The following is a 21665-nucleotide window of genomic DNA, read 5'->3' as shown; positions in this document are numbered from 1 at the left end:
CCCCTACCCGGCCAGCACAAGGCCGGCGGTATCCGTCCAGGACAGCCAAACCTCGTCTTCCCAGGTGAAACTGCGCCGCGACAGCCGCCGGTTATTGGCGGTCTGCGCCTTCATCATCGTGCCGTCTGCCAGCTCTACATGATAGGTCGAGATATTGCCCAGATACGCGATATCATGGATACGGCCTTGGACGACATTGTTCATGCCCTCGGGCCGTTCGGCGCTGATCGCGACCTTCTCGGGCCGGATCGCAAAGGTGGCAGAACCGGAGGCCAGACCATCACCCGCCGTGCCGATGATGTCGGGCTGGCCCTCTGCCCAGGACAGGCTTGCAAGCCCCTCGTCCTTCAGCGAGGCATTGCCGGAGATCAGGTTCACGTCGCCAATGAAATCGGCCACATAGACTGAATTCGGCGTCTCGTAGATGCGGGCGGGCGTGTCGACCTGGATGACCTTGCCGTTGTCCATCACCGCCACGCGGCTGGCCACGGTCATCGCCTCTTCCTGGTCGTGGGTCACGATCACGAATGTGGTCTCGGTCTTTTCCTGAATATCCATCAGCTCAAACTGGGTCTGCTGGCGCAGCTTCGCGTCGAGCGCACCGAGCGGTTCATCGAGCAGCAAGAGTTTCGGAGCCTTGGCCAGCGACCGGGCCAGCGCCACGCGCTGTCGCTGACCACCGGAAATCTGGTGCGGCTTGCGATTGGCAAATTTCTCCAGACGGGTCAGGCGAAGCATTTCCTTCACCCGTTCGGGGATTTCTTCCTTGCCCATTTTCGAGCGTTTCAGCCCGAAGGCGATATTGTCCCAGACCGAAAGATGCGGGAACAGCGCGTAGGATTGGAACATCATGTTCACTTCGCGCTTGTTGGGCGGAATGCCCTTCATATCCTGGCCGCCAATGGTGATCGTCCCCTCGGTCGGGGTTTCGAAACCGGCCAGCATCCGCATCAGGGTTGTCTTGCCGCAGCCCGATGGCCCGAGCAGAGCGTAGAATTCCTTGCGGTAGATCTTGAGGTCGATGTTGTCGATGGCGGTGAAGTCGCCGAAGCGCTTGGTCACACCATCAAATCGGATAAGGGGCGTTTCGTTCGGGTCCAGCCATGGGGCGAACTCGGCAGGTTTGGCGGCGGGTTTCATGATGGCTCCTTGGCCCGTGCGGGGCATCGCGCCCGGGGTCTACCCCGGACACGACAGTTCTGTGGTTCAGGCCGAGCCGATCAGGTGCCCGATTTGATCCGGGTCCACATGCGAGTCACCAGACGCTGCACGCGGGCGTCATAGGGACGGGTGCTGTAGAGGTTGGCCAGTGTCGCCTCATCGGGGTAGATTGCCGGGTCATTGATGATCTCTTCCAGCAGGAACTCCTGGCTGGCGAGGTTACCGTTTGCATAGAACACATAGTTCGACGCGGCGGCCATGTTCTCGGCATCCATGATGAAGTTCAGGAAGGCATGTGCGCCGGCAGGGTTCGGCGCATCAACCGGGATCGCCATCATATCGAACCACATCATCGCGCCTTCATTGGGGGCGTTGTAAGCGATGTTCACGCCGTTATCGGCCTCGATCGCGCGGGCCTGCGCCTGCAGGATGTCGCCCGACCAACCGAAGGCCACGCAGATATCGCCGTTGGCAAGCGCGTTGATATACTCAGAGCTGTGGAAGTTCTGAACATAGGGGCGCACGGCGGTCAGGACCGGTTCCGCCAGTTCCAGAACGTCGGGGTCGTGGCTGTCGGGGTCTTCACCGATATAGGTCAGCGCGGCCGGGATCATCTCGGTCGGAGCGTCAAGGAAATAGACGCCGCATTCCGCCAGCCGTTCCATGTTCTCGGGGTTGAAAATCAGATCGAGCGAGGCAAGCGGTGCATCTTCGCCCAGGATCTCGCGCACGCGATCCACGTTTACGCCGATGCCGGTCGTGCCCCACATGTAGTTGATCGCGTAGACGTTGCCGGGGTCGTATTGCGCAGTGCGCTGGCTGATCACATCCCACATGTTGCCGGAATTGGGCAGCAGGTCAAAATCAAGCGGCTGGAAAGCACCCGCTTCGATCTGGCGTTGCAGGAATGTGCCCGAGGGGACCACGACGTCATAGCCCGAACCACCGGCCAGCATCCGGGTTTCCAGAAGCTCGTTGGAATCGAACACGTCATAGATCAGGTCATAGCCTGTTTCTTCCTCGAACTGCGCCAGAAGCGCCTCGTCGATATAGTCGGACCAGTTATAGACCCGAACCTCTTCCGCTGCCGCAGAAAGCGCGATCATAGATCCCGCTGCCGCCAGCATGACTACCCTGTTAGACATCCGCAGTTCTCCCGTTGGACTGAGTGATTTCTTTTTTATTTGATCAAAAACCCGATTCGGCGCAAGAATTTTATGAGAATCACTCCCCAAGCCCGGCAAATCGGGTATCCATGACCCGGAAATGATCATGAAAGGCCTTTAATGTGACTGCAAGTGATCCAAAGCTGCCTGAACATGAGGCGATCTATAAAAAGATCCGCAACATGATTCTTTTTGGCGAGGTTCTGCCCGGTCAGGGGGTCACGATTCTGGGGCTCAAAGATGCGGTCGGGGCAGGCGTCACCCCTGTACGGGAGGCGATTCGCCGGTTGACCGCCGAGGGCGCGCTTGAGGCGCTTGGCAATCGCAGGGTCTGTGTCCCGCAGCTGTCCCCGCAGCGCATAGACGAGATCTACTACGCCCGTTTCGCGCTGGAACCCAAGATGGCGCAGCTGGCGGCTGAAAAGATTACCGATTCAGGCATTGCCCGGCTCGAAACCCTTGATGCAAAAGTGGATCAGGCCATAGAAACCGGCAATATTGAGGCTTATTTGGAAAGCAATTTCCGCTTCCATTTCGCTCTGTATGACATGGCGGACACCCCCATCCTGCGCAAGATCGTCACGTCGCTTTGGCTGCAATTCGGCCCCTCTCTGCGCGTCGTCAGCGGCCGGTTCGGCACCTCGAACCTGCCCGATATGCATTCGGAAACCATCGAGGCGCTCCGCCGTGGCGACAGCGCCGCCGCCGCCCGCGCCATCGAGGAAGACATCCAGCAGGGGCTCGATCTGATGACCCAGGCACTGGGCAGCTGAACCTGAAAGCCTCCGGCACCCCCCGTGCACCGGGCGTGCACCCCTCATGCACGCGGGTTCGTGGTCGAAGCCCACTTTCCTGAACAAGACCCTTCTTCTTTGTGACTATACCCCAGGGGGTGCGGGGCAGGACCCCCCCCGCGGGTCGACGTGGCCGGAGGCCCGGCGAAACCAACCGACAGCCTGATTGACAGACTCAAAATTTTGATCATATTCTTTCAGCAGGCGACCGAACGGCCCCCGCGACAATGCGGCCACATCCCCCGTGCCGGGCCTTCACCGACCAAACACCGCGACAGGACCCCATGCGAACGCCCCGAAAAGCGAAATCCGAGGCCGATTGGATTGCCGATTTGCCCGAAGCCTTTCTCGAATATCTGGACGGGCGCTCTCTGGAGGAAGTGGAGTGCATCATTCCAGACCTTGCCGGCACCTCGCGCGGCAAGGCGATGCCGTCTTACAAGTTCCGCCCGAACGAAACCTTCTTCCTTCCGATCTCGCTCTTCTACCAGACGATCTCGGGCGAATATGTGGATATGGAGATCGAGAACCAGTGGCTGGAACGCGACGTGGTGCTGACGCCGGATATGTCCACCGCTACCGCCGTTCCCTGGGCCGATGACCCGACGCTTCAGATTATCTGCGATCTGGGAACCCGCGAGGGCCAGCCTTTGGGCATCGCCCCGCGCAACGTGCTGCGCCGGGTTCTGGGGCTATACAAGGCGCAGGGCTGGAAACCCGTGGTCGCGCCTGAGCTGGAATTTTACCTGACCAAGCCCAACACCGACCCGAACGAGGAAATCGAGCCGCCGCTTGGACGCACCGGGCGCAAGGGCGCCAGCCGCCAAGTCTATTCCATGGCCGCGGTGGATGAATACGGGCCGGTCATCGACACGATCTATGACTACGCCGAGGATCAGGGCTTTCGCATCGACACGGTGATCCAGGAAGGCGGTGCAGGCCAGATTGAGATCAACCTTCTGCATGGCGATCCACTTTGGCTGGCCGATCAGGTGTTCTACTTCAAACGCTCGATCCGCGAAGCGGCGCTGAAGAACGGCATCTTCGCCACCTTCATGGCCAAGCCTATTCGCGACGAACCCGGCAGCGCGATGCACCTGCATCAAAGCGTGGTGGATATCAAAACCGGCAAGAACATCTTTTCAAACAAGGATGGCAGCCCGTCCGACGCCTTCCACCATTTCATCGGCGGATCGCAGAAATACCTGATGGAGCTGGTTCCGCTGCTGGCCCCTTACGTGAATTCCTATCGTCGGATCACCGTGGAAGGCCAAAGCGCTCCTTCGAACCTCGAATGGGCCAGCGACAACCGCACAACCGGCCTGCGCATTCCACATTCCGGCCCGGATGGCCGGAGGGTGGAAAACCGTGTGACCGGTATGGACTGCAACCCCTATCTGGCGATCGCTGCCTCTCTGGCGGCGGGGTATCTCGGGATGATGAACCGCACCACGCCGCGCCCTCCCGTCGAGGTCGAGGTCTGGGAGACAGAAGATGCGCTGCCCGCCAGCCTGGGCGAGGCTCTGGACACGTTCGAAGAGGCGACAGAGATCCGCGCCGTTTTGGGCGAGGAGTTCTGCCAGCTCTATGGCGACATCAAACGCGCCGAGAATGAAGAGTATCAACGAGAGATTTCACCGTGGGAACGCCAGCATCTGCTGCTGAACGTCTGACGGCCTGATGGGAGAAACAAGACAATGAACATGATCAGCAACCACATGCCAACAGCAGAGCTTCAAGCGCTCGATGCGGCCCACCATGTGCACCCGTTCTCGGCCAATTCGGAGTTTGGCAAAAAGGGTGCCCGTGTCATCACCCGCGCCAGCGGTGTGACCCTGACCGACAGCGACGGCAACGAGATCCTCGATGCCATGGCGGGGCTTTGGTGCGTCAATATCGGCTATGGCCGCGATGAACTGGCCGAGGTCGCCGCCCGCCAGATGCGCGAGCTGCCCTATTACAACACCTTCTTCAAGACCACCCATGTGCCGGCGATCGCCCTGGCCGCGAAGCTGGCAGAGCTGGCGCCGGGGGATCTGAACCACACCTTCTTTGCCGCTGGCGGATCCGATGCCAATGACACCAATATCCGCCTTGTGCGGACCTATTGGCAGGTCAAGGGCAAGCCGGAAAAGAACGTCATCATCAGCCGCAAGAACGCCTATCACGGCTCGTCGGTTGGCTCTGCCTCGCTTGGTGGCATGGTCCATATGCACGCGCAGGGTGGCATCCCGATCCCGAACATCCATCACATCGGCCAGCCCAATTGGTGGGCCGAGGGAGGCGACATGACGCCTGAGGAATTCGGGCTGAAGCGCGCGCAGGAACTTGAAGAGGCGATCCTGGAACTGGGCGAGGACCGCGTCGCGGCCTTCATCGCGGAACCCGTGCAGGGCGCGGGTGGGGTCATCGTGGCCCCCGACAGTTACTGGCCGGAAATCCAGCGCATCTGTGACAAGTACGAGATCCTGCTGATCGCCGACGAGGTGATCTGCGGCTTCGGGCGCACGGGGAACTGGTTCGGCAGCCAGACGCTGAACATCCGCCCCGATATCATGACCATCGCAAAGGGGTTGTCTTCTGGCTATGCGCCGATTGGCGGGTCAATCCTTTCGGACGAGGTGGCAGAGGTCATCGGATCAACCGAGTTCAACCACGGCTACACCTATTCCGGCCATCCCGTTGCCGCCGCCGTGGCGCTGGAAAACCTGCGCATCCTGGAAGAGGAAAAGATCGTCGATCACGTCCGCGACGTGGCCGCGCCTTACCTGAAAACGAAATGGGAAGCGATGGCCGACCATCCGCTGATCGGGGAAGCGAAGATCGTGGGCATGATGGGGTCCGTCGCCATGACACCGCACAAGGAAAGTCGTGCCGCCTTCAAAGCACCCGCGGGCACCGTCGGGCTTATCGCCCGTGACCGCTGTTTCGCCAACAACCTGGTGATGCGTCACGTGGGCGACCGGATGATCATCTCGCCACCGCTGGTGATGACGCCCGACCATATCGACACGCTGATCGAGCGGGCCACGAAGGCGCTGGATGAAACCCACGCCATTGCCAAGGAACGCGGGCTGATGGAACCCGCCTGATCCGTCATGGACCTTCTCAGCATCAATGACAGGCCGGGGGAATATCCCCCGTCCTACTACGCCCATGCGGCCACCGCCCTGCCCCGGTTTCCGGCGGCAGAGGGCGAAATCACTTGCGACGTGGCCGTGGTGGGTGGCGGCTTTACCGGGCTGTCCGCTGCCTGGCACCTTGCCATGCGCGGCTATGACGTGGTGCTGCTGGAAGCCTCCCGCGTGGGCTTTGGCGCATCGGGACGCAATGGCGGACAGGTCGGGCAAGGCCAGCGGCTGGAGCAGGATGAGCTGGAGGCGATGATGGGCGCAGGCCCGGCCCGCGCGCTTTGGGATATCGCCAACCAATCGGTTGATCTGGTGCGCGAGATCGCGGGGCGCGAGGAGGTCCATGCGCAATTCCACCCCGGCGTCATCCACGCCGCGCACCGGGCTCGCTATGTGCCGGACTACGCAGCCTACGCCGAAAAGCTGCAAACAGAATATGGCTATGACCAGATCAGGGCGCTGGACCGCGAGGAACTGCGCGCTCTGGTGAATTCCCCTGCCTATCACGGCGGCACGATCGACATGGGCGCGGGCCATATCGACCCGCTGGAACTGGCGCTTGGACTGGCCCGGCTGGCAACGGGCGCGGGGGCGCGGATCTTCGAGATGTCGAAGGTCGAGCGGCTGGAAGAAGGCGATCCCGCTCGTCTCGTGACGGACACGGCGCAGGTCACGGCGCGCCACGTCGTTCTGGGCTGCAATGGCTATCTGGGCAATCTCGCGCCCAAAGTCGCGGCGCGGGTCATGCCGATCAACAATTACGTGGTGGCGACAGAGCCCCTTGGCCCGGAGCGGCAGGAAGAGATCATCAAGGGCAACCACGCGGTTGCGGACAGCAAGTTCGTGGTCAACTATTTCCGCTTCTCCGATGATCACCGGTTGCTGTTTGGCGGCACCGAAAGCTATCGCTATCGCTTCCCCCGCGACATCGCGGGCGCAGTGCGCAAGCCGCTGGAAGAAATCTTTCCGCAGCTGAAAGGCGTGAGAATCACCCATGGCTGGGGCGGCACGCTTGGCATCACCATGAACCGGATGCCACATTTTGAGCGGGTCGCAGGCAATATCCTGAGCCTGTCGGGCTATTCCGGCCACGGTGTCGCGATGGCGACATTGGCGGGCCAGATCGCCGCCGAGACCATCGCGGGACAGGCGGAACGCTTCGACGTGATGGCTGCAGTCCCGACCCCGCGCTTTCCGGGCGGCGTGGCGTTTCGCTGGCCGCTTCTGGTGCTGGCGATGCTCTGGTTTTCCCTGCGCGACAAGCTCTGAGCCGTTTCGCCGCGCCATGCGCGCCGATCCGCGAACGCCCCTCTTCAACCCCCCGCTTGCGCGGGAGGCCTCGTCGGGCCGTGTTGCCACGACCGAGCGGATGGGCCTGCCCTCTAGACACAAACGCTGCGTCGGCGGAGAGGTCGGGATGCCTCCGGCGGGAGTATTTGGGCAAAGAAGAAGGCCAGGGCGGTTGCCTGATCGTGGCTTACTTGGCATTGTCAAGAATGCGGAGAAAGGGCCACGGGAGGGCCGGGAGCGATGTCGAACCGACTGATCTTTGCTGTCTCGTGTGTTCTGGGCCTGTCGGGGCTGGCCGCCTGCCAGTCGCCGGGCCCCGATGCCGGACGGGGGGCGATGATGTACCGGGCAACCTGCGCCACTTGCCATGAGCCAGGCAGCAGCCCTCAGGGGCCCAACCTGACAGAGCTTGCGGCAATGAATGGCGGGCAGTTTCCCATGGACCGGGTGACTCGCATCATCGACGGGCGCGCCGGGCTGCGGGCCCATGGCTCGGCCATGCCGGTCTGGGGTGCATTCCTGACGCCGCCGGAAGTTCGGGATCTTGCGGCCTATGTGGCCTCGATCCAGCAATAATCATTGCACTCTGGCCACAACGCCCCACGCACTGACCAAGGCATCTCTGCGCGCGACGGCCGTTGGACGACGATGAAAGAACGTTGATTTCGGCGAAGATAATTGCCACCGTCAATGGGATGAATTGGATCACATCTCCGGGAGTGAGGCGCATGAAACCAGGTTTGAAAAGGGCACTTTCCGCACCGATCCTTGGTCTTGCGCTTGGAGCCTGCCAAGCGCCGGTAGACCAACCGTCCGATGCTGAACAGGTCTATCGCGACGCCTGCCTTTCCTGTCACCAGAACCAGGGCCCCGGCGCCTTGGCCCCCGATCTGACAACGCTTTCTGCGGTAAACGGTGGCAGCTTTCCCATGGATATGGTGATCGCGATTATTGACGGGCGCGAAGGTGTGCGGGCCCATGGATCACCCATGCCGGTCTGGGGCGCGCGCTATTCGTCCGAGGAGGTGCGCGAGATGGCCGCCTATTTGGCCACCATCCAGCAATAAGGGGACCCCGGAGGCGGGACATCCCCCGGGGTCCCGGCGCGGAGAAGCGGGGGGACAGGCTGCTCGATCGCTCCGCGCTGTGGCGTGGTTCGCTCAGTTGGCGTCGAGGCTTTCGGCCAGGCGCATCAGCTGCACCGCTTCAAAGCGGTAGCCGAACTCATCCTCGCCCCGGTTGGCATTGGCGAGCGCAATGGCATCCGCATAGGTCCAGTCGCCGAGGAAGTCGGACCCGCGCAGCAGCTGGCCGAAACCGGCAATGGCGGCGGCGAAGGCGGCCTCGGGATCGGGGCTGTCGGTCATCTCGATCGGGAACTCGATCAGCGCGCTTTCCTCCTCGCCCGGTTCCTTCCACCGCAGGCGCAGGAAGCCTAACTCGTCGGAATGGTCGGCGGCTTCGGCCTCGGGCGTATCGCTGGCATAGCGCAGCGGGTCGGTCAGGCGGGCGGGGCTGCCCACGGGGGTGACTTCATAAAGGGCCGTGACGGAATGGCCTGCGCCAAGCTCGCCGGCATCCACGTCATCGTTGTTGAAATCCTCACGCGCCAGCGCCCGTGTTTCATAGCCGATAAGCCGGTATTCGGCGATCACGGCAGGGTTGAACTCCACCTGGATCTTGACGTCATCGGCAATGGGGAACAGCGCGCCCGCCAGTTGATCGACCAGCACACGGCGGGCCTCGCTCAGCGTGTCGATATAGGCGGCGGTGCCGTTGCCGTTCTGGGCCAGGGCCTGCATCGTGTCATCCTGCAGGTTGCCGCGCCCGAAGCCGAGCACCGACAAATAGGTGCCGCTGTCGCGCTGGTCCTCGATGAAATCGGTCAGTTCTTCGGGGTCGGAAATGCCGACGTTGAAATCACCGTCCGTTGCCAGCAACACGCGGCTGACCTCGCCCTCTTCCGACATCTCGGAGGCCAGACGATAGGCTTCGCGCAGGCCGCCGGCGCCATTGGTGGAGCCGCCCGCCTGAAGGCTGGTGATCGCCGCTTCGATGGCCCCCCGGTCGCTGGCAGGCGTCGGATCAAGCGCCACGCCGGCAGAGCCCGCATAGGTAACGATGGCGACCTCATCCTCGGGGTCCAGCCGGTCCAGCATCATGCGGAAGGACTGGATGAGAAGCGGCAGTTTGCTCGGATCGTTCATCGACCCTGAAGTGTCGATGAGGAACACGAGGTTGAGCGGCGGGCGGTCGTCGATGGCAGGAAGTTCCCCTTGCAAACCGATGCGGACCAGCCGTGTGTCCGGGTTCCACGGGGTTTCAAAGACGTTCACCGTGGGGCGGAAGGGGCTGGCATCGTCCGCATCGGGGGCAGCGTAGTCATAGGGGAAATAGTTGATCATCTCCTCTATGCGTACGGCATCGGGGTTCGGCATCTGGCCCCGGTTGAGCGAGGAACGCAGAAGCGACCACGAGGCCGTGTCCACGTCAATCGAGAAGGTCGAGACCGGGTCCTCCGCCGTGATGCGCAGGGGGTTGTCGTCTTCGTTGGCAAACTCCTCGGTATCGGCCTCGGGCGGAGCGATCATGTCGGGCGAGGCGACGAGCCCCCCCACGACACCGGGGGCCAGCGTGCCACGAGAGTTCATCACAGCGGTGTTTCCGTAGCCCTGCTGCTGGAAGGCACCACCCCCGGCATCGCCGCTAGAATACAGGCTGAGCAGACCGTCCGTCGGGGCGGGGGACGGGGGTGCCATGGGCTCGGCCTGGACATCAGACAATTGCAGGCGGCCTTCCCCTGCCGTCTCCTGCGCTGCCTCGCTCGGGCGTTCGGTCGCGGTTTCGGCGATGATGACATCGCCCGAGATATCGGCGTCACTGGCATCCGCAACTTCCCGGTCAACGCCCAGAACAACCTCGGGCTCGGAAATCACCGGACCAGTGTCAACGGGCGGGCGCAGCAGGTTTTGCCCCTGCGGGCTGAGAAACAGGAAGCCAACGGCGACGATGGCGGTGGTGGCGGTCAATCCGCCAAGGGCAGTTCGTGAAATCAGCATGTCAAAAGCTCCTTTGAAAAAGCCCCCCGTTTGGGGACGATCAGAGCTTTGACGGGCCTCGGCCCGCGATCCTTGGGTCGCTTCATAATTTTTTTTCGCCAGCGCCAGATTTTCGGCGCGGCGCGCGGGATCGGCGGCCGGGGTGGCCGCTGTCATGGCCGACTTCAGGTCGTCCAGATCGAAATCATCATTGCGGGGGGTCATGCTGACTCCTCCTCGTTGCGAATACGGGCGAGCGCCTTTTTGGCCTCGGATATGCGCCAGCTGATCGTGCCCTCGGAAACACCCAGGATCTCGGCCACCTCGGCATGGGTCAGGTCGTCGAGCACAAGGGCCAGCGTGTCGCGCAGGCTGTCAGAGAGCTGCGCCATGGCGCGATAGAGCCAAGCGACCTGTTCGCTATCCTCGGCGGCGGCCTTGCGGCGGTTCACTTCCCAATCACCCCAGCCTTCTGCCGCGCGGGCATGGGCGGCGGCACGGCGCCGGCGGTCGGTCGCGGCATTCACCGCCACACGGTACAGCCATGTCGTCACCTGCGCTTGCCCCCGGTAGCTGGCGAGCTTGGCGGGCAGCGCAGCGCAGATATCCTGCGTCAGATCCTCTGCCTCTGCCCGCGATCCGGTGAGACGAAAGCACAATGCAAACAGCCGGTCATAGTTGCGCGCGAGCAGCGCCTCGAACGCCGCTTCGTCGCCACCGGCAGCCGCCAGGGCCAGGTCCTGATCACTTACACTCATGCGCATGTCTATCCTTGGACGCACCCTAAGCCGCGATCCTTGGGAAGAAAGTGAAATATTCTTTTTTGACTCTCGCCGGTTTGGCGATCTGGGTTTCAGGGTCTGAAAACCGGAATTCCAGAAAATCGAAATGAAGGCTCTAATGTACTAATTTTATTGACGAAATTCTGATTTTCCCACATTCAGGATGGGTATCTTCAGCCCTGTTGGAGCGCAGCTTATGACCATTTCCTACATCAAGCAGGCGGTCGCAACGGACCGAGCGGACACGCGCGATCTGGCCGATCAGGTCGCGCTGATGCTGCGGGTGATCGAGACCGAGGGCGAAGTGGCCGTCCGCCGCATGGCCGCTCAGTTCGACCGGTGGGAGGGGGACATTCTACTTTCGGACGACGACCGCGCCCGCGCCATCGCCCGTGTGCCGGACGCGGTCAAGCAGGACATACGTTACGCCCACGACAATATCCGCCGCTTTGCCGAAGCGCAGCGCGCCTCGGTCACGGATTGCGAGATCGAGCTGGCGCCGGGGCTGGTGGCGGGGCAGCGGTTGATCCCCGTGTCGGCGGCGGGCTGTTATGTGCCGGGCGGGCGCTATGCGCATGTGGCCTCGGCCCTGATGACGATCACCACCGCCAAGGTGGCGGGCGTGCCGCATATCACCGCGACGTCACCGGCCAAGCCGGGTCAGGGCATCCCCGATGCCATCGTCTTCACCATGGACCTTGCGGGCGCCGACGCGATCCTGGCGCTTGGCGGGGTGCAGGCGGTGGCGGCCATGGCGCATGGCCATTTCGGCCTGCCAGGGGCGGATATTCTGGTGGGGCCGGGCAACCAGTATGTGGCCGAGGCGAAGCGGCAGCTTTTTGGCCCGATCGGCATCGACATGGTGGCAGGCCCGACCGACAGCATGGTTATCGCAGATACCAAGGCCAATCCCGAAACCGTGGCCTGGGATCTGGTTGGAAAGGCCGAGCATGGCTATAACTCGCCTGTGTGGCTGGTGACGAATGACGCCACGCTGGCGCAAAGCGTTCTGGCTATGGTTCCCGGCTTGATCGAAACCCTGCCCGAGCCCAATGCGGAAAACGCAAGGCAGGCCTGGGCGCGCCATGGCGAGATCATCCTGTGCGACAGTTTCGAAGAGATGGCCCGTACCGCCGACCGCTATGCGCCCGAACATTTGCATGTGCAGGCCGAGGGGCTGGATTGGTGGCTGAACCGGCTGCGGGTCTATGGCTCGCTGTTTCTGGGGGCGGAAACGACAGTGGCCTTCGGCGACAAATGCGCAGGCCCGAACCACGTGCTGCCCACCTCGGGTGCCGCGCGCTATACGGGCGGGCTGTCCGTCCACAAGTTCCTGAAAACCGTCACCTGGCAGCGAGCCACGGCAGAGGGCGCGCGGCCTGTGGCCGAGGCGGCCGCGCGGATTTCCCGGCTGGAAGGCATGGAAGGCCATGCCCGCACCGCAGATATTCGGCTGAGGGGATAGAAGGAGGGTGGGCACACTGCCCACCCTACGCGGATGTCAGATCCGGAAAAGCGGCTGCAACAGGCGCGGAACCAGCGTGCGGAACCGCAAGGGCGCGTCCGTTGCGGCAAGGCAGATGCAGGGCAGGCCCTGTCCCGCTACCGGGGTGTGTTCCAGCTCCTCGTCCGCAACCTCCAGATCTCCGACGCCGAAAGTGCCGGTTTCATCGGCAAAGCTGCCTTGCAGGACCAATGTCATCTCGATCCCGTTATGGCCATGATCGGGCACCGCGCGCCCCGGCGGGATGTGCAACAGCCGCAGGCTGCCTTCGGGCCCATCCATAAGGATCGACTGGCGCACCCCCATGCCGAGGCTTTTCCAGCGCGGCTCGCGATCTTTCAGCGCTGCGATAACCGGGCCGGGATAAATGCCCTTACGCTTCGGCGCGGGGCGGTCTTCAGGCGCGGGCCCGTCCAGCAGCGCAAGCACGTCGGTCTTCAGCGCGTCGGACAGATCGGCCCCGTCGCCCGCTTCCAGCACCGCGCCGCCAGCGACTTCATGCGCCTGCATACCTGCCCGGCAGGCCGCGCACATGGACACATGCGTCGCCACGACGGTTTCGAACACCGGCGGCAAAGTCCCGGCAGCATAGGCCGCGAGCATCGGCTCGGGGATGTGATGGGTGATGTTACTCATGGCTCTCGTAGCTCTTTCAACTCATGGCGCAGCCGGTCCAGCCCCAGCCGGATGCGGGATTTGATGGTGCCAAGCGGCAACCCTGTCTGTTCGCGGATTTCCTGATGTGTCAGATCGCCAAGATAGGCTTTCTCGATCATCGCGCGTTGATCTGGTTTTAGGCGGCTGAGCGCCTGTTTCAACTTTCCTGCTTCCTGTTCCATCGCCAACACCTGCCCGGCGTCGGGCTCGTGCTCGTCTTCATGCTTCAATTCCTCAGGCATGGCCCTTCCGGTACGACGGATCGTGTCGATCTGGCGGTTGCGTGTGATCTGATAGATCCAGCCCGACACCTGCGCCCGTTCCGGATCGAACTGCGCGGCCTTGTGCCAGACCGTCAGCATGACGTCCTGCACGATCTCTTCGGCCAGCGCCGCATCCATCCCGCCGCGCATGACGAACCCCTTCAGACGCGGTGCATAGAAGTCGAAAAGCTGCGCAAAAGCCGCCTTGTCGCGCACATCACGCACCGCAAGCATCCACACGGTCTGATCCGAAATATCCTGCCCTTTGACCACGGCTTTCCCGTTCCCTTGCACAGGCCGCGCCGGACGCCGTTTCCGCGCCGTTGCATCGCCCCGTGTCATATCAGCCGTCATCAACATACGACTTCTACGCAGCGGCGCAATTTGTGGATCATTTTTGATCCGATCTTTTTGCCAGCCCGTATCCATGACAACCGACCTTGACGGAGATCCTCATGTCCTTTGACGCCCCTTTCCGCCCCGCCCGCCGCATTGCCATTATCGGTGGCGGCATTTCGGGGCTTGCAGCCGCGTGGCTGCTGTCGCGTACGGATGCGGTGACACTCTATGAAGCCGAACCGCGCCTTGGCGGACATGCACGCACCGTGATGGCTGGTAAGAACGGGGATCAGCCGGTCGATACCGGGTTCATCGTCTTCAACTACGCAAACTATCCGCACATGACACGCATGTTTCAGGATCTGGACGTGCCCGTGGCCAAAAGCGACATGAGCTTCGGCGCGACGGTGGACAATGGCCGCATCGAATACGGGCTGAAGGATCTCGACGCGCTTTTGGCGCAGCGATCGAACCTTGCGCGCCCCGGTTTCCTGCGGATGCTGCGTGATATCCTGCGCTTCAATGCGCGGGCCGAGGAACTGGCCAAAGACGACAGCGCCACCATTGCCGACCTGATGCGTGACCTGAAACTGGGCCGCTGGTTCCGCGATTACTACCTCGTGCCGCTGTCTGGCGCGATCTGGTCCACCCCGCCGGAACAGATCCTCTCCTTCCCGGCCAAGGCGCTGGTGCAGTTCTTCCGAAACCATGCGTTGATGTCGACACATGGCCAGCATCAGTGGTGGACGGTGGATGGCGGCAGCCGCGAATATGTCAGCCGGTTAGAGGCGTATCTTCGTGAAACGGGCACCGATTTGCGCATTAGCCAGCCAGTGAAAACGGTGCGCCGGTCGGGTGGTGCATCCACAGTCGTTACGGATGGCGCGGCAGAGGTGTTCGATCATGTCATCTTCGCCTGCCACTCCGATCAGGCCCTGCGCCTTCTGGACCGGCCCACCAAGGAAGAACAACAGGCGCTGTCGGCGATCCGGTTTCAGGATAACGAAGTCTGGCTGCATCGCGACCCGGCGCAGATGCCCAAGCGGCGCAAGGTCTGGTCGTCCTGGGTCTATCAGGCAGAAAAAACCGCAGACAGCACCCGCATCGGCGTCAGCTACTGGATGAACCGGCTGCAAAACATCCCCGAGGATGACCCGCATTTCATCACGCTCAATCCCGCCCGCTCGATCCGCGAAGAGCTGGTTTATGACCAGAACACCTTTGCCCATCCGGTCTTCGACCTTGCCGCGCTGCGCGCGCAGGGGCAGCTGCGCGACATGCAGGGGCGCAACAACACGTGGTTTGCTGGGGCCTATACGCGCCACGGCTTTCACGAGGATGGGTTCGCCAGCGCGGTGCGCATTGCGCGTGCGTTGCAGGACCAGCAGGTGATGGCGGCATGAGCCACTGGCCAGAACATCTGCAAAGCCAGACCACCCATGCGCGGCGCGGGGGCATTCGGCATACATTCACCCATGAGGTGGATTTTGTGCTGATCGACCCCGAAAGCCGCGACGGCCCCGCGCTTTTCGCCCGGAATGGCGCGGGGCTTTATTCCGTTCAGGACCGTCACCACGGCGGCGCGCCGGGCGAAGGGCGCGGGGTGGCCTGGGCGCAAGAGGTGCTGGCAGACCGCGGCCTGACGGGCGCGCGCATCCTGCTGCTCACTCAACCCGCTTTCCTTGGCCGGGTCTTCAACCCGGTCAGCTTTTGGCTGGCCTTTCGGGGCGACGATCTGGTCGCGGTAATATCAGAGGTCACCAACACCTTCGGCGACCGGCACAGCTATCTGTCCGCACATGGCGGATTCACCCCGATCCAACCCCAGGATGTGCTGGAGGCAGAAAAGCTGATGCATGTCTCACCCTTTCAGGAAATCCGCGGCGGCTACCGCTTTCAGTTCCGCATCACCCCTGACCGGATCGCCATCCGCATCGGCCATGAAAACGGACCCGAGGGCGTCATCGCCACCCTGACCGGCCTGCGCCGCCCAATGACAAATACCACGCTGCTGGCCGCTGCCATGCGCCGCCCGGCGGGCACCGCGCGGACATGGGTTCTGATCCACTGGCACGCGCTTCGCCTGAAACTCAAAGGGGCGCTCTACCGCCCCCGCCCCGACGCCCCCACTGAAGAGGTAAGCTGATGCTGTTCCTGACCGCCCGAGTGAAACGCGACTTTCTGGAAAGCTGCGGCCAGATCACCAATGGCAGCCTGCGTCTGCGCACCCCCGAAGGCGAGATCTACGATTTTGGCCAGGGTCTGCCCGAAGCTGAAATGGTGATCCGCGATTGGTCCGTCGTCACCGCCTGCGCCGCCAAAGGCGACATTGGGTTCGGCGAAACCTATATTGCGGGACTGTGGGATACACCCTCGGTTTCAGACCTGTGCCAGGTCGCGCTTCAGAACATGGACCGGCTGGAAAGCTTCGTCTATGGCGGCTTCTGGGCGCGTATCGGGTATCGGCTGCTCAACACCGTGATGCGGGCCAATTCGCGGACCGGGGCCGCGCGCAACATTCGCAAGCATTACGATGTGGGCAACGAATTCTATTCTCTGTGGCTTGACCGGGGGATGACCTACTCTTCGGCGCTCTTTGCCGATGGCGACAGCGACCTTGCCCGCGCACAAGACCGCAAGAACACGCGTATCCTCGATCAGCTCAGCGGCGAAAGCGTGCTGGAGATCGGATGTGGTTGGGGCGGGTTTGCCGAAGCCGCCGCCGACCGGGGGCACAGTGTCACCGGGCTAACGCTGTCCCCCAGCCAAAAGGGATATGCCGATGCCCGCCTTGATGGCCGGGCCGAGATCCGCCTTCAAGATTACCGGGACACACGCGGACGTTTCGACAATATCGTGTCGATCGAGATGGTCGAAGCCGTCGGCGAACGCTACTGGCCCATCTATTTCGGCGCGCTGAAGGATCGGCTGGCCGATGGGGGCCGCGCGGTATTGCAGGTCATCACCGTGCCCGACGACTATTTCGGCATCTATCGGCGTGGGTCCGATTTCATCCGGTCGCACATCTTTCCCGGCGGCATGTTGTTGTCACCGGGCGTGATCCGGGCGCAGGCGGCGCAGGCGGGGCTTGAGGTCGTCGATGATTTCGCCTTCGGGCACCACTACGCGGCCACCACCAAAGCATGGCAAACCCGAATGGAAGCCGAGAACCGCCGCATTGCCCGCCTTGGCCTGCCGGAAGAATTCCTGCGCGGGTGGCGTTTTTATCTCGGGTCATGCACGGCGGCATTCCTGACCGGTCAGACCGGTGTTCATCAGGTTGCGCTGGCCCATGCCGGGGGGGCGAACCGATGACCTATGTTCTTGCAGCGCTTGCCCTGACACTTGTCCTCTGGCTTGTGTTCCGCGCGCGGTTCAGCTTTCGCCGCCAAACGCCCGAGTCCTACGCACATACTGGCCCCGATTTCGACATCCGCCGCCATCTGAACGGCCCCATCCATTGCGAGGGTGTGATCTATGGCCCGCTTGGCACCGTCACCTCTCGGTTTACCGCGGATATGCAGGGGGAATGGACAGGAGCGACCGGCACACTGGCCGAGCATTTCCGCTATGCAGGCGGCGGCACGCAGGACCGCAAATGGTTTCTCAACGTGGCCAATGACGGAACCTTCACCGCCACCGCCGATGACATCATCGGCACCGGGCGCGGCGTGGTGTCGGGCGCGACGGTGCGCATGACCTACCGGCTGAAGCTGTCCCAGGACGCGGGTGGCCATGTTCTCGACGTCACGGACTGGATGTACCTGATGGACAATGGCGTGATCATGAACAGGTCTGAAATGCGCAAATACGGGCTGCGGGTGGCAGAGCTGATCGCCACCATGCGCCCCGCCGCCTGACATGTTTACCGGAAAAACCTATTGGCTGATCGGGGCCTCCGAAGGGCTTGGCCGTGCACTGGCCCGGCTGATGGCGGCTGAAGGCGCGCATATGATCCTGTCGGCGCGAAATGCGGACCGGTTGGAGACGCTCGCCTCTTCCCTGCCCCACGCCCGAGCGCTTCCGATGGACGTGACCGACAGCGCGTCGGTTAAGGCGGCCGTGGCGGAACTGGGCGACATCGACGGCGTGATCTACTGCGCAGGGGCCTATGAGCCGATGCGCGCGCAGGATTGGGACGTCGATCAGGCACTTGTTGTCTCAGAGGTCAACTTCACCGGTGCCCTGCGCACCCTTGGCCATGTGGTGCCGGGCATGGCCGCACGCGGTACCGGGCATATCGTGCTAATCGGTTCGCTTGCCGGGTTCCGGGGGCTGCCCGGCGCCATCGGCTACAGCGCCAGCAAGGGCGCACTGATGCAGCTGGCGGAGAATCTTTACATGGACCTGCGCGGCACCGGTGTAAGGGTCCAGCAGATCAACCCCGGCTTCATCAAGACCCGGCTGACCGAAAAGAACAGCTTCGACATGCCCTTCATCCTGTCGTCCGAGGATGCCGCCGCGCGGACGCTCAAGGCGATGACATCGCGCCGTTTCGCCAAGTCCTTCCCCTGGCCGATGGCCACCTTCTTCCGGCTTGGCAGCGTGTTGCCCATCCGACTCTTCCGCCGGATGCTTGGCTGATCATAGCCACTTCTTCCATTTGAACACCACATAGCAGCCAACCGCCGAGGCCAGCATCAAAAGCAGCGCCGCCGGATAACCCCACGTCTGGCTCAGTTCCGGCATCACCGCGAAATTCATCCCGTAGATCGACGCGACCAAAGTTGGTGGCAGGAACAGTACCGCCACCACCGAGAAGATGCGCACCGTGGAGTTCTGTACCAGAGTGATCATCCCAAGCGTTGCATCCACGGTCAGTTCAATGCGCGACGACAGGTAATCGCTGTGTTCCGACAGCGCCTCAATATCTCGCATCAACCCACCTATCAGCGCCGATACTGCCGCGTCGCGATCACTGGATCCGAAAAAGCTGAGCGCCCGTTCAAACGTCAGCAACGCCAGCCGGATCCGCCCGATCGCTTCGCCCTGCTGTCCCACCTCACGCAACGTTTCTTGCAGCGCATGTGCATCGCTGCTCGTCTGACCTGAAAATACCCGCCGGGCCGTGACGTCCAGGACCCGCCCAGCGCCCTCCAGCAGATCCGCCAGACGCGCCACGATTTCTTGGGCCAGGCCCAGGAAAAGCCGTTCGGGGCTGTCGATTCCGGCTGATGAATGCCCGGCGCGACCCGGATAGGTAGAAAAGGGTCGTGGTTGGTGATGACGCACTGTGACCAGGCGCTCGGGCGTCAGAATGAACGCTACCGGCGCCACGATCTGCGTGCCGCTGTCATCCTCTCCGGTCAGCACCACAGTCAGAACTTCCGTCTCTTCGTCTCGGTAGAGCCGGTTGGACAGCTCGATCTCTTCCATTTCTGCAAGACTCGGCACCGCAATGCCAAGCCCGCGCAGCGCTGCCGTTTCTTCCTCTGACGGTTGGAACAGATCGACCCAGATCGCCGCCGAAGGAGGCGCGTCGACCAAAGCCCTGCCGCTACAGTGAAAAGCCCTCAGCATACCTTCTCTCTCAAGTGCGTCCGGTGGATCCTAGATGCCGGTAGTGCGGTTTTCAGCCCGTTTCACTATTCAGCATGTCGCCCCAACTGCACAGCAAAAATGCTCTCCATTTTCCCCGTCCGCGCCGTGAACCTGCCACAAAGCCACGCCAAATTCCCGGAACCCATATTAGCAAGGAGATACAGAATGACCCTTTATCTGGCATGCATCGCCACTGTCGTATGCTGCACGATGGGCGCCAACGCGCTCTACAAGTTCATCCTCGCCCGTCGGGAAGAAGAAGGCGACGCCGCGGACGCGGCAGCATAAGCCTGATGTTCGCCGCGCATCACAGCGAGGCGCGAGCAGAGACCTGAAAACGGCATCTTCCGGGGTGCCGTTTTTTTTATTCCCTCAGGCAGCGCGGAAGTCGCTCGGTGTCTGGCCCGTCCAGCGGCGAAAGGCCCGCACGAAGGAGGATGGTTCCGAAAACCCCACCAGATAGGCCGTCTGGTTAACCGAAACCTTGCGCGCCGACAGGTAGTCACAGGCCATCCGCCTGCGCAGCGCATCATGGATTCCACCAAAAGTGGCCCCTTCTTCCTTTAGACGGCGATAAAGGGTCTGCCGGCTCATCCCCAGATCCTGCGCCATCCTGTCCATCGAGATCTCACCCTCGTGCAGGATCGCCATAAGCCGCGTTTCCACTTGCGCCTTGACTGACCCGTCGCGTGACAGATCCTCCAGCAATTGATCGGCGCGGCTGGCGAAGATGCCAAAGACATAGCGGCTGGTGTCCTCCCATTCGACCTCCAGCCATGTGGGGTCAATGCGGATCGCATTGCGCGCCGCGCCGAAGCGGACGGGCACGCGGTAGAGCTCCTCATAGGCAGCGGCATGTGGCGGGGCGGGATAGCTCACCTCCATCTCCAGCGCGAAATCCGCCTTTGGAAAGCTGCGCCGGAACTCTCCGATGAACCGGGCAAAGGCGGTTTCGGTCAGCGCAGGAAAGCTGTTCGGATCTGGCCGGTTGTCGACAATCCAGATCTGCCCGTTTTCCGGGCTGACGCTATAGCGTTCCGCACCGTTCATGATGTCGAGCTCCACAATCAGCTTGGCATAGCGGTTGAGCTGCACCATCGAATCCGCCATCGAGGCTGAGGAATGCACGATCAACCCGACGATCGAGACCTCCTCCAGCTTGGTGCCAAGGCTGTAACGAATGGAAAGCGCCCCGTCCCCTGTGGCCGCACAGCCCGCCTCGATCAGCGCCTTGTAGGCCCCTAGTGACACCCGCGCATCCTGATCGGACAGATCCGTGCCGGCCAGCCCCGAGGCCGAAAGCAAACCATCCCGGTTCGCGCCCTGCGCCACTGCGTAATCCAGAAACCCCTTCACGATCCCCGCCGCTGCCGTGGGGCCTGTCGCTGCAATCATGTCGTCATTCCAATCACTTTGTCCCAGACCTAGCCGCGCTGGCACGAATTGCCAACAGGCTGGAACGCCAGGTCATGGCGAGGACGCAGGCTGCAGCCTAGGTCGCTGTCATCGAAATATCCAAAGGAAAGTCGTCATGAAATCCTGCCTGATCACCCGCCTGTCTCGGCGGCGCTTTGCGGTTTGGGCCTGCCCGCTTTCCGCCCTGCCCGACCGACTGCGCGCAGATATGGGCCTGCCCGACCGGCCCGCGCACCTGCCGGTTCACCCCTTCCCTTTCCTCTCTCCACTCATGAAACTCTGAAAAGGATAACTTTCCTTGAAACCTGTTCTGCCCCTCTCTTCCCTGATGATCGCCGCATTGGTCTCTGCCTGCGCCGAGAGCGGGGCGAATTACGCGCCCATTCTCGACGGAGAGCCGAGCGCCGCCTATTCGAGCGACCTGCACGATTGCCAGACGCTTGCCGCCAATCAACGCCAGTTCGACCGCCAGACAGCGGGCAGCGCCACGCTTGGCGCGGGCATCGGCGCGCTGGCCGGCGTGGCCGATGATGACGTGAGCGAGGCCGAAGGCATTGCCGCCGGTCTGGTCGTCGGCGCCTTG

The 21665-nt window shown here is 62.4% G+C and carries 23 protein-coding genes; 15 read left to right on the top strand and 8 right to left on the bottom strand.

Translation table 11 applies throughout. The features are described from left to right. Positions 1-3: 3 nt before the first annotated feature. Both ACROHD_RS16915 and ACROHD_RS16910 read right to left on the bottom strand, forming a co-directional pair. A complete protein-coding gene (locus ACROHD_RS16915; RefSeq protein ID WP_432679543.1) occupies positions 4-1140 on the bottom strand; it encodes an ABC transporter ATP-binding protein in 1137 nt (378 codons plus the stop codon). A gap of 80 nt (positions 1141-1220) precedes the next feature. After that, positions 1221-2306: a polyamine ABC transporter substrate-binding protein gene (locus ACROHD_RS16910; protein ID WP_432679542.1), complete on the bottom strand. Its 1086-nt coding sequence runs from the start codon at positions 2304-2306 to the stop codon at positions 1221-1223. Between the two features lie 143 nt (positions 2307-2449). Here ACROHD_RS16910 and ACROHD_RS16905 point away from each other — a divergent pair, with 143 nt between their 5' ends. The 6 genes from ACROHD_RS16905 to ACROHD_RS16880 all read left to right on the top strand — a co-directional run bounded on the left by ACROHD_RS16905 (position 2450) and on the right by ACROHD_RS16880 (position 8609). Then, positions 2450-3100, top strand: a complete 651-nt coding sequence (locus ACROHD_RS16905) for a GntR family transcriptional regulator (protein WP_432679540.1) — start codon at positions 2450-2452, stop codon at positions 3098-3100. Between the two features lie 305 nt (positions 3101-3405). Continuing rightward, on the top strand, positions 3406-4794 hold the full coding sequence (locus ACROHD_RS16900; RefSeq protein WP_432679539.1) for a glutamine synthetase family protein: 1389 nt from the start codon (positions 3406-3408) through the stop codon (positions 4792-4794). A gap of 24 nt (positions 4795-4818) precedes the next feature. After that, positions 4819-6213 (top strand): aspartate aminotransferase family protein, encoded by a 1395-nt coding sequence (locus ACROHD_RS16895; RefSeq protein WP_432679538.1) that lies wholly within the window; start codon positions 4819-4821, stop codon positions 6211-6213. 6 nt (positions 6214-6219) lie between these two features. Next, entirely contained in the window at positions 6220-7521 is a 1302-nt protein-coding gene (locus tag ACROHD_RS16890; RefSeq protein WP_432679537.1) for an NAD(P)/FAD-dependent oxidoreductase, read from the top strand. A gap of 261 nt (positions 7522-7782) precedes the next feature. Next, a complete protein-coding gene (locus tag ACROHD_RS16885; protein ID WP_432679536.1) occupies positions 7783-8118 on the top strand; it encodes a c-type cytochrome in 336 nt (111 codons plus the stop codon). A gap of 152 nt (positions 8119-8270) precedes the next feature. Beyond that, on the top strand, positions 8271-8609 hold the full coding sequence (locus tag ACROHD_RS16880) for a c-type cytochrome (protein ID WP_432679535.1): 339 nt from the start codon (positions 8271-8273) through the stop codon (positions 8607-8609). Positions 8610-8702: 93 nt separating this feature from the next. Here the strand turns inward: ACROHD_RS16880 and ACROHD_RS16875 are convergent, their stop codons facing one another. Then, a complete protein-coding gene (locus ACROHD_RS16875; RefSeq protein ID WP_432679534.1) occupies positions 8703-10805 on the bottom strand; it encodes a vWA domain-containing protein in 2103 nt (700 codons plus the stop codon). Continuing rightward, positions 10802-11338 carry an RNA polymerase sigma factor gene (locus tag ACROHD_RS16870; RefSeq protein WP_432679533.1) on the bottom strand — a complete coding sequence of 179 codons (537 nt, stop codon included), beginning with the start codon at positions 11336-11338 and terminating at the stop codon, positions 10802-10804. Before ACROHD_RS16870 ends, ACROHD_RS16875 begins: the two co-directional genes overlap by 4 nt. Positions 11339-11558: 220 nt before the next feature. Between ACROHD_RS16870 and hisD the strand changes: the two genes are divergently transcribed. Next, positions 11559-12827 (top strand): histidinol dehydrogenase, encoded by a 1269-nt coding sequence (gene hisD / locus ACROHD_RS16865; RefSeq protein ID WP_432679571.1) that lies wholly within the window; start codon positions 11559-11561, stop codon positions 12825-12827. 36 nt (positions 12828-12863) lie between these two features. On the opposite strand, the gene ACROHD_RS16860 is transcribed toward hisD, so the two are convergent. Continuing rightward, positions 12864-13502, bottom strand: coding sequence for a ChrR family anti-sigma-E factor (locus ACROHD_RS16860; protein ID WP_432679531.1), 639 nt, complete (start codon positions 13500-13502; stop codon positions 12864-12866). Next, positions 13499-14020, bottom strand: a complete 522-nt coding sequence (locus ACROHD_RS16855) for a sigma-70 family RNA polymerase sigma factor (RefSeq protein WP_432679570.1) — start codon at positions 14018-14020, stop codon at positions 13499-13501. The genes ACROHD_RS16860 and ACROHD_RS16855 overlap by 4 nt, the downstream gene beginning before the upstream one ends. A gap of 221 nt (positions 14021-14241) precedes the next feature. Here ACROHD_RS16855 and ACROHD_RS16850 point away from each other — a divergent pair, with 221 nt between their 5' ends. The 5 genes from ACROHD_RS16850 to ACROHD_RS16830 are packed head-to-tail and all read left to right on the top strand — an operon-like array spanning position 14242 to position 18709. Then, positions 14242-15528 carry an NAD(P)/FAD-dependent oxidoreductase gene (locus tag ACROHD_RS16850; RefSeq protein ID WP_432679530.1) on the top strand — a complete coding sequence of 429 codons (1287 nt, stop codon included), beginning with the start codon at positions 14242-14244 and terminating at the stop codon, positions 15526-15528. Next, positions 15525-16271 carry a DUF1365 domain-containing protein gene (locus ACROHD_RS16845; protein WP_432679529.1) on the top strand — a complete coding sequence of 249 codons (747 nt, stop codon included), beginning with the start codon at positions 15525-15527 and terminating at the stop codon, positions 16269-16271. The genes ACROHD_RS16850 and ACROHD_RS16845 overlap by 4 nt, the downstream gene beginning before the upstream one ends. Beyond that, positions 16271-17440 carry a class I SAM-dependent methyltransferase gene (locus ACROHD_RS16840; protein WP_432679528.1) on the top strand — a complete coding sequence of 390 codons (1170 nt, stop codon included), beginning with the start codon at positions 16271-16273 and terminating at the stop codon, positions 17438-17440. The genes ACROHD_RS16845 and ACROHD_RS16840 overlap by 1 nt, the downstream gene beginning before the upstream one ends. Continuing rightward, entirely contained in the window at positions 17437-17985 is a 549-nt protein-coding gene (locus tag ACROHD_RS16835) for a DUF3833 domain-containing protein (RefSeq protein ID WP_432679527.1), read from the top strand. The genes ACROHD_RS16840 and ACROHD_RS16835 overlap by 4 nt, the downstream gene beginning before the upstream one ends. Position 17986: 1 nt before the next feature. Then, entirely contained in the window at positions 17987-18709 is a 723-nt protein-coding gene (locus ACROHD_RS16830; RefSeq protein WP_432679526.1) for an SDR family NAD(P)-dependent oxidoreductase, read from the top strand. Here the strand turns inward: ACROHD_RS16830 and ACROHD_RS16825 are convergent, their stop codons facing one another. Then, positions 18710-19645, bottom strand: coding sequence for a CorA family divalent cation transporter (locus tag ACROHD_RS16825; protein ID WP_432679525.1), 936 nt, complete (start codon positions 19643-19645; stop codon positions 18710-18712). Positions 19646-19831: 186 nt separating this feature from the next. Between ACROHD_RS16825 and ACROHD_RS16820 the strand changes: the two genes are divergently transcribed. After that, complete coding sequence (locus ACROHD_RS16820; protein ID WP_432679524.1) at positions 19832-19954, top strand: hypothetical protein; 123 nt, start codon at positions 19832-19834, stop codon at positions 19952-19954. An 84-nt stretch (positions 19955-20038) separates the two neighbouring features. On the opposite strand, the gene ACROHD_RS16815 is transcribed toward ACROHD_RS16820, so the two are convergent. After that, positions 20039-21061 (bottom strand): AraC family transcriptional regulator, encoded by a 1023-nt coding sequence (locus tag ACROHD_RS16815; protein ID WP_432679522.1) that lies wholly within the window; start codon positions 21059-21061, stop codon positions 20039-20041. Positions 21062-21197: 136 nt separating this feature from the next. On the opposite strand from ACROHD_RS16815, the gene ACROHD_RS16810 reads away from it, so the two are divergent. After that, the gene (locus ACROHD_RS16810) at positions 21198-21365 is read left to right on the top strand and encodes a hypothetical protein (protein ID WP_432679520.1); all 168 of its coding nucleotides are present in this window, start codon (positions 21198-21200) and stop codon (positions 21363-21365) included. A 45-nt stretch (positions 21366-21410) separates the two neighbouring features. Next, on the top strand, positions 21411-21665 hold a 255-nt coding region (locus ACROHD_RS16805; protein ID WP_432679519.1), incomplete at its 3' end, for a glycine zipper family protein.

This window comes from Nioella aestuarii (assembly GCF_050896395.1).
GTDB classification, from domain to species: Bacteria; Pseudomonadota; Alphaproteobacteria; order Rhodobacterales; family Rhodobacteraceae; genus Nioella; species Nioella aestuarii.
The sequence above is the reverse complement of the archived record's forward strand: the minus strand, read 5'-3'. Positions and strand labels throughout refer to the sequence as shown.

Bases quoted from the DNA above. Each gene is read 5' to 3' on its own strand.
- ACROHD_RS16915 (WP_432679543.1), bottom strand. From the start codon at position 1,140: ATGAAACCCGCCGCCAAACCTGCCGAGTTCGCCCCATGGCTGGACCCG.
- ACROHD_RS16910 (WP_432679542.1), bottom strand. From the start codon at position 2,306: ATGTCTAACAGGGTAGTCATGCTGGCGGCAGCGGGATCTATGATCGCG.
- ACROHD_RS16900 (WP_432679539.1), top strand. From the start codon at position 3,406: ATGCGAACGCCCCGAAAAGCGAAATCCGAGGCCGATTGGATTGCCGAT.
- ACROHD_RS16895 (WP_432679538.1), top strand. From the start codon at position 4,819: ATGAACATGATCAGCAACCACATGCCAACAGCAGAGCTTCAAGCGCTC.
- ACROHD_RS16890 (WP_432679537.1), top strand. From the start codon at position 6,220: ATGGACCTTCTCAGCATCAATGACAGGCCGGGGGAATATCCCCCGTCC.
- ACROHD_RS16885 (WP_432679536.1), top strand. From the start codon at position 7,783: ATGTCGAACCGACTGATCTTTGCTGTCTCGTGTGTTCTGGGCCTGTCG.
- ACROHD_RS16880 (WP_432679535.1), top strand. From the start codon at position 8,271: ATGAAACCAGGTTTGAAAAGGGCACTTTCCGCACCGATCCTTGGTCTT.
- ACROHD_RS16875 (WP_432679534.1), bottom strand. From the start codon at position 10,805: ATGACCCCCCGCAATGATGATTTCGATCTGGACGACCTGAAGTCGGCC.
- ACROHD_RS16870 (WP_432679533.1), bottom strand. From the start codon at position 11,338: ATGAGTGTAAGTGATCAGGACCTGGCCCTGGCGGCTGCCGGTGGCGAC.
- hisD (WP_432679571.1), top strand. From the start codon at position 11,559: ATGACCATTTCCTACATCAAGCAGGCGGTCGCAACGGACCGAGCGGAC.
- ACROHD_RS16860 (WP_432679531.1), bottom strand. From the start codon at position 13,502: ATGAGTAACATCACCCATCACATCCCCGAGCCGATGCTCGCGGCCTAT.
- ACROHD_RS16855 (WP_432679570.1), bottom strand. From the start codon at position 14,020: ATGCTTGCGGTGCGTGATGTGCGCGACAAGGCGGCTTTTGCGCAGCTT.
- ACROHD_RS16850 (WP_432679530.1), top strand. From the start codon at position 14,242: ATGTCCTTTGACGCCCCTTTCCGCCCCGCCCGCCGCATTGCCATTATC.
- ACROHD_RS16845 (WP_432679529.1), top strand. From the start codon at position 15,525: ATGAGCCACTGGCCAGAACATCTGCAAAGCCAGACCACCCATGCGCGG.
- ACROHD_RS16840 (WP_432679528.1), top strand. From the start codon at position 16,271: ATGCTGTTCCTGACCGCCCGAGTGAAACGCGACTTTCTGGAAAGCTGC.
- ACROHD_RS16835 (WP_432679527.1), top strand. From the start codon at position 17,437: ATGACCTATGTTCTTGCAGCGCTTGCCCTGACACTTGTCCTCTGGCTT.
- ACROHD_RS16830 (WP_432679526.1), top strand. From the start codon at position 17,987: ATGTTTACCGGAAAAACCTATTGGCTGATCGGGGCCTCCGAAGGGCTT.
- ACROHD_RS16825 (WP_432679525.1), bottom strand. From the start codon at position 19,645: ATGCTGAGGGCTTTTCACTGTAGCGGCAGGGCTTTGGTCGACGCGCCT.
- ACROHD_RS16820 (WP_432679524.1), top strand. From the start codon at position 19,832: ATGACCCTTTATCTGGCATGCATCGCCACTGTCGTATGCTGCACGATG.
- ACROHD_RS16815 (WP_432679522.1), bottom strand. From the start codon at position 21,061: ATGATTGCAGCGACAGGCCCCACGGCAGCGGCGGGGATCGTGAAGGGG.
- ACROHD_RS16810 (WP_432679520.1), top strand. From the start codon at position 21,198: ATGAAATCCTGCCTGATCACCCGCCTGTCTCGGCGGCGCTTTGCGGTT.